The organism is Pseudomonas sp. FW305-20 (genome assembly GCF_058788075.1).
Genome location: NZ_JBYTAJ010000041.1, coordinates 45,135 through 51,134 on the forward strand (window position 1 = coordinate 45,135; position 6,000 = coordinate 51,134).

General features: G+C 58.4%; 5 protein-coding genes. 3 read left to right on the forward strand and 2 right to left on the reverse strand.

The window, feature by feature from the left end:
• Positions 1–224: 224 nt before the first annotated feature.
• Complete coding sequence (locus AC3WP4_RS25435) at positions 225–1,076, reverse strand: glycine betaine ABC transporter substrate-binding protein (protein ID WP_074874649.1); 852 nt, start codon at positions 1,074–1,076, stop codon at positions 225–227.
• A gap of 300 nt (positions 1,077–1,376) precedes the next feature.
• Here AC3WP4_RS25435 and AC3WP4_RS25440 point away from each other — a divergent pair, with 300 nt between their 5' ends.
• Positions 1,377–2,972, forward strand: a complete 1,596-nt coding sequence (locus AC3WP4_RS25440; protein ID WP_102614683.1) for a glycoside hydrolase family 17 protein — start codon at positions 1,377–1,379, stop codon at positions 2,970–2,972.
• Positions 2,973–3,095: 123 nt separating this feature from the next.
• Here the strand turns inward: AC3WP4_RS25440 and AC3WP4_RS25445 are convergent, their stop codons facing one another.
• Positions 3,096–3,464, reverse strand: a complete 369-nt coding sequence (locus AC3WP4_RS25445) for a hypothetical protein (RefSeq protein ID WP_102614669.1) — start codon at positions 3,462–3,464, stop codon at positions 3,096–3,098.
• Between the two features lie 224 nt (positions 3,465–3,688).
• Here AC3WP4_RS25445 and AC3WP4_RS25450 point away from each other — a divergent pair, with 224 nt between their 5' ends.
• Both AC3WP4_RS25450 and AC3WP4_RS25455 read left to right on the forward strand, forming a co-directional pair.
• Entirely contained in the window at positions 3,689–4,987 is a 1,299-nt protein-coding gene (locus AC3WP4_RS25450; RefSeq protein WP_074874647.1) for a serine/threonine protein kinase, read from the forward strand.
• Positions 4,980–5,768, forward strand: coding sequence for an MlaA family lipoprotein (locus AC3WP4_RS25455; protein ID WP_074874646.1), 789 nt, complete (start codon positions 4,980–4,982; stop codon positions 5,766–5,768). The genes AC3WP4_RS25450 and AC3WP4_RS25455 overlap by 8 nt, the downstream gene beginning before the upstream one ends.
• The last annotated feature ends 232 nt before the right edge of the window (positions 5,769–6,000 follow it).

Genomic DNA, 6,000 nt, shown 5'->3' on the forward strand with positions numbered 1-6,000 from the left:
GACGACCTTAGTATTAGAACGACATGACGGTTATGCCATTCTCCAGTCTGCATCAAACACTGTGGGAGCGAGCCTGCTCGCGATAGCGGTGTGTCAGTCAACTTCAATATCGACTGATACACCGCTATCGCGAGCAGGCTCGCTCCCACAAAGGAAAGCAAAAGGCCGCTTGGCTGTTATGCCAAGCGGCCTTGAGAAGTGCTGACCAGACGCGTCAGCTCAAATCATTTAGTCCAATCTGCAACGCGTTCCGGGTGCTTGGCGACCCAATCCTTGGCGGCGGCTTCAGGTTTGGCACCATCCTGAATGGCCAACATGACTTCGCCGATTTCGTCTTTCGACGCCCACTGGAAGTTCTTCAGGAACTTGGCAACTTCCGGAGCCTTGGTTGCCAGTTCTTTGCTGCCGATGTTGTTTACAGTTTCTGCCGCGCCATAAACGCCTTTCGGGTCGTCCAGGAAGCGCAGTTTCCACTTGGCGAACATCCAGTGCGGCACCCAACCGGTGACAGCAATGGATTCGTTTTTCTTCTCGGCACGGGTCAGCTCGGCAATCATGCCGGCGCCGGAACTGGCCTTGAGTTGGTAACCGGTGAGATCGTAGTCCTTGATGGCCTGTTCGGACTTGATCATTACGCCCGAACCGGCGTCGATGCCGACGATGCGATTTTTGAAGCTGTCGTCGGTTTTCAGATCGGCAATACTTTTGGCTTTGACGTACTCCGGCACGATCAGGCCAATTCTTGCGTCCTTGAAGTTCGGACCGTAATCGACGACCTGGTCCTTGTTCTTGGTCCAGTATTCACCATGAGTCACAGGCAGCCACGCAGACATCATGGCATCGAGTTTGCCAGTGGCTACACCCTGCCACATGATCCCGGTGGCAACTGCTTGCAGTTTCACGTCATAACCAAGTTTCTGCCGGATCACTTCAGCAGCCACGTTGGTCGTGGCAACACTGTCCGACCAGCCGTCGACATAACCGATAGTCACTGCCTTGCCTTCGGCGCTGGCCAAAGTAGAGCTGATCGCCAGCACCAAAGCGGCACCTGCGCCCAAGAGTCGTCGCATCTTCATCGTTACTTCCCCGAAAGTGCTGCGCTCGACGGATGCCGAGTCGCGTCAACGTATTGTTATAGTGCACAGCGCGCCCATCACGCCCACCGCAAACTCATCCGAACATCAGCGCGATTTATCTATGAGAGCACTGACGCGTCGATAATCAACCTCAGGACAATGACGACCTTCTCTGCCAGCGACCTCAAGGCATCGAGAAACGACATCAGAACGCCATTAATCTAGACCACCGAAAGTCCGCCCGCCAATCCGCCCAAACTTTGCATGTCAAAAGTATGCAGGCCACCAGCCATGCCGCAAATGAAGGTAACATGCGCGGCTTTGCTCCCAGACGGCCTGACCATGCCCGCGACATCCCGCTTTCCTTTTTTTGCTTATCTATTCGCCTGCCTGCTGGGGCTTTTTGCCCTGGGTGGTTTCTGGTATGGCCTCGGTAAACCGGTGGTTCTGCCAGACGTGGCCAGTGCGACGCACAAGCTGCAATGCGCCTCCTACACCCCGTTCGACAAGGACCAATCACCGTTTGATCAGCCGTTCAAGCTGCGCCCTGAACGCATGGATGCCGACCTCGCGCTGCTGGCCAAAAGCTTCGAATGCATCCGCACCTACTCCATGACCGGCCTCGAGGCGCTGCCCGACCTGGCGCGCAAGCACGGGCTGAAGCTGATGATCGGCGCCTGGGTCAACAGCAACGCGGTGGACACCGCCAAGGAAGTCGACCTGCTGATCGCCTCGGCCAACGCCAACGCGGACGTGGTGACCTCGGTGATCGTCGGCAATGAAACCCTGTTGCGCAAGGAAGTCACGGGCGCGCAACTGGTCAAGCTCATCAGTAAAGTCAAAAGCCAGGTCAAGCAACCCGTCACTTACGCGGACGTCTGGGAGTTCTGGCTCAAGCACCCGGAAATCGCCCCGGCGGTGGATTTCCTGACTATCCATTTGTTGCCGTACTGGGAAGATGACCCTTCGAATATCGACGCGGCCCTGCAGCATGTGGCCGAAGTCCGTCAGGTATTCGGCAACAAGTTCGCCCCCAAGGACGTGATGATTGGTGAAACCGGCTGGCCCAGCGAAGGCCGTCAGCGTGAAACCGCCCTGCCGAGCCGGGTCAATGAAGCCAGGTTCATTCGTGCTTTTGTCATCATGGCGGAGCAGCAAGGCTGGCATTACAACCTGATCGAAGCCTTCGACCAGCCATGGAAACGCGCCAGCGAAGGTGCGGTCGGTGGTTACTGGGGGCTGTTCGATGCCGATCGCCAGGACAAGGGCGTGCTTGCCGGTCCGGTGTCGAACGTACCTTACTGGTCGCAGTGGCTGGCGGTGGGTGGTTTGATTTTCCTTGGCACGTTGATCCTCGGCGGCCGTGTACGCAGCACTCGCGCCGCGCTGGTTCTGCCGCTGCTCGGTGCGCTGGCCGCTTGCTCGATTGGCGCCTGGGGTGACCTGGCCCGTATCACCACGCGGTTTACCAGTGAATGGTTGTGGGTCGCTTTGCTGACGGCGTTGAATGTGTTGGTGCTGGCCCATGCGGCACTGACCCTGAGCCCTCGGGCCGGTTGGCGCGGACGGACGTTCAATGCGCTGGAACGTCGGGCGGGCTGGTTGCTCGCGGTGGCCGGGTTTGCCGCTGCAGTGACCATGCTGGAGCTGGTGTTCGATCCGCGCTATCGCAGCTTCCCGAGCGTCGCGTTCATCCTGCCGGCGCTGGTTTATCTGTGCCGCCCGGTCAGTGTGCCGCGTCGGGAGATTGCCCTGTTGACCTTCATCATCGGTGCCGGCATTGCGCCGCAGCTTTACCGTGAAGGCTTGCAGAACCAGCAGGCCTGGGGTTGGGCGCTGGTGAGTGTATTGATGGTTGCAGCGTTGTGGCGCAGTTTGCGGGTTCGCAAGGGGTAATCCTCTGCGCAGCTACTGGCCTCATCGCGAGCAAGCTCGCTCCCACAGGGTTCTTCAGCGAATACAGAATTTGTGTACGACAAAGATCCCTGTGGGAGCGAGCTTGCTCGCGATGGCTGACTGTCAGACGCTGCGGGAAGCCCGGACCAGACGCAATCCAGCAAGCACCACCGCAAAAACAGCCAACGTCGTGTTGTACAACGCCAACGCCGGCAACCCGAACACCAGCGCCAGCACCGCCAACCACCACCCTGCCCGGCCCGGCAGCACAAACCCGATAACGGCTGCCGCCAATGCCGCGAAGCCCAATACCTTGAAGTGAATCATCAAGCCCAGGCTCGAACGAATCTGGCATTCCCAGCGGCTCGCTTCGTCCACGCAGATGCCGACCCATTGAGCATCCTCCATGAAGCCATACCGCGCGCCATAACTGGCGGCCAGCCATAACGGCAGGAGAACGAGCAGCAGAATCACAGGCAGACGGCGGGACATGAAGCACTCCAATCAACGAAATCGGCGGCCAGCTTAATCTCCCGCCAGCGCTAAGCAAGCGCATGTGACAGATAATTGGTCACGGAATCACTGCAAAGTGTATCGTCCAGCTACTATTACCCCGAAATTAGGCCTGATTGGTGCCGACTCATGGCACTTTGGCGCAAACCCCGTGGTCATAGCCTGCGAACTTCATTCGGCACCTTTCTCTAAGGGATCTAGTCATGCTCCGTTCCTTGCGCTTCGCCGCCTTGTTTGGCGGCCTTATTTTGAGTGCGTCCGCACTGGCGGTGGACATCGACGCCGCCAGTTATGGCTACCCCTTGACCAACCCGTTCGAGGCGACCATCGCAACGACACCGCCGGACCTTCGTCCGGAGTTGCCGCTGGACGACGACATCGATCAGCAAACCCGTAGCGTCAGGTTGCGCCCGGAGCGTGAATTCGATTTGCCGGACAACTTCTGGCCAGTGAAGAAACTCACCTACCGCATCGCCACCCAGGATAAAGCCGCTCCGCTGATTTTCCTGATCGCCGGCACCGGCGCGCGCTATGACAGCACCCATAACGAATACCTGAAGAAGCTCTACTACAAGGCCGGCTACCACGTGGTGCAACTGTCGTCGCCCACCAGCTTCGACTTCATGAGCGCCGCCTCACGCTTTGCCACACCCGGTATCACCAAGGAAGATGCCGAAGACATGTATCGGGTGATGCAGGCCGTGCGGGCACAAAACCCGAATGTCGACGTTACCGATTACTACCTGACCGGCTACAGCCTGGGCGCACTGGACGCAGCGTTCGTCGCGCATCTGGATGAAACCCGTCGCAGCTTCAACTTCAAGAAAGTCTTGCTGCTCAACCCGCCGGTCAACCTCTACACCTCGATCACCAACCTGGACAAGCTGGTCCAGACCGAGGTCAAGGGCATCAACAACAGCACCACGTTCTATGAGCTGGTGTTGGACAAACTGACCCGCTACTTCCAGCAGAAAGGCTACATCGACCTCAACGATGCGCTGCTCTACGACTTCCAGCAGTCCAAGCAGCACCTGAGCAACGAACAGATGGCCATGCTGATCGGCACTTCGTTCCGCTTCTCGGCAGCCGACATTGCCTTCACCTCGGACCTGATCAACCGTCGCGGCCTGATCATTCCACAGAAATTCCCGATCACCGAAGGCACTACCCTCACGCCGTTCCTCAAGCGCGCGCTGCAGTGCGACTTCGATTGCTACATCACCGAGCAAGTCATCCCTATGTGGCGCGCCCGTACCGACGGCGGGAGCCTGCTGCAATTGATCGATCAGGTCAGTTTGTATGCACTCAAGGATTACCTGCGCGACAGCCCGAAAATCGCCGTCATGCACAACGCCGACGACGTGATTCTCGGCCCTGGCGACCTGGGTTTCCTGCGCAAGACCTTTGGTGATCGCTTGACCGTTTACCCACTGGGCGGCCATTGCGGCAACCTTAATTACCGCGTCAACAGCGACGCCATGCTGGAGTTTTTCCGTGGCTAAATACCTCCTGCTTATCGCAGCGCTACTCTGCGCAGGCGTCGCCAATGCCGACAACAGCAAAGCCAACGCACCGGTTGTGATTGACAGTGATGGCTTCAAGGAGCCGCTGAGCAAACTCAAATTCAACCCGGGACTGGATCAACGCGAGTTCGAACGCTCCACGCTTAACGCACTGAACGTCTACGACCCGTTGGAAGAGTGGAACCGCCGCGTCTACCACTTCAACTACCGCTTCGACCAATGGGTGTTCCTGCCAGTGGTCGACGGCTATCGCTACATCACGCCGAGTTTCCTGCGCACTGGCGTGAGCAACTTCTTCAATAACATTGGTGACGTGCCGAACCTGTTGAACAGCTTGCTGCAGTTCAAGGGGCAGCGTTCGATGGAAACCACCGCGCGCCTGCTGCTCAACACCACCGTCGGCATCGCCGGCCTGTGGGACCCGGCCACCGCCATGGGGCTGCCGCGCCAGAACGAAGACTTCGGCCAGACGCTGGGCTTCTACGGTGTACCGGGCGGCGCCTACTTCGTGTTGCCAATCCTCGGCCCATCGAACATCCGCGACACTGGCGGCCTGGTGGCGGACTTCAGCGCAGAATCGGCAATCAACTTCCTGAACGTCGCCGAGGTCAGCTCCAACCATCCTGAAGTCTTGATCTTGCGTTCCATCGACAAGCGCTATCAGACCGGCTTCCGCTATGGCCAACTGAACTCGCCGTTCGAGTACGAGAAAGTGCGCTACGTGTACACCGAGTCGCGCAAGTTGCAGATCGCCGAGTAATTCATCGGCAACAAAAAAGGCCATTCGATGCGAATCGAATGGCCTGATCGTTCCCACGCTCTGCGTGGGAATGCAGCCCGTGACGCTCTGCGTCACACCTGGAAGCGGACGCAGAGCGTCCAATTGAGACATTCCCACGCAGAGCGTGGGAACAATCAAACACCCACAGGTTTAGCCTTTCACTGCTTTCCAGATTTTGCTCGCGGCCATGACGCCCACCAACACCACCGCC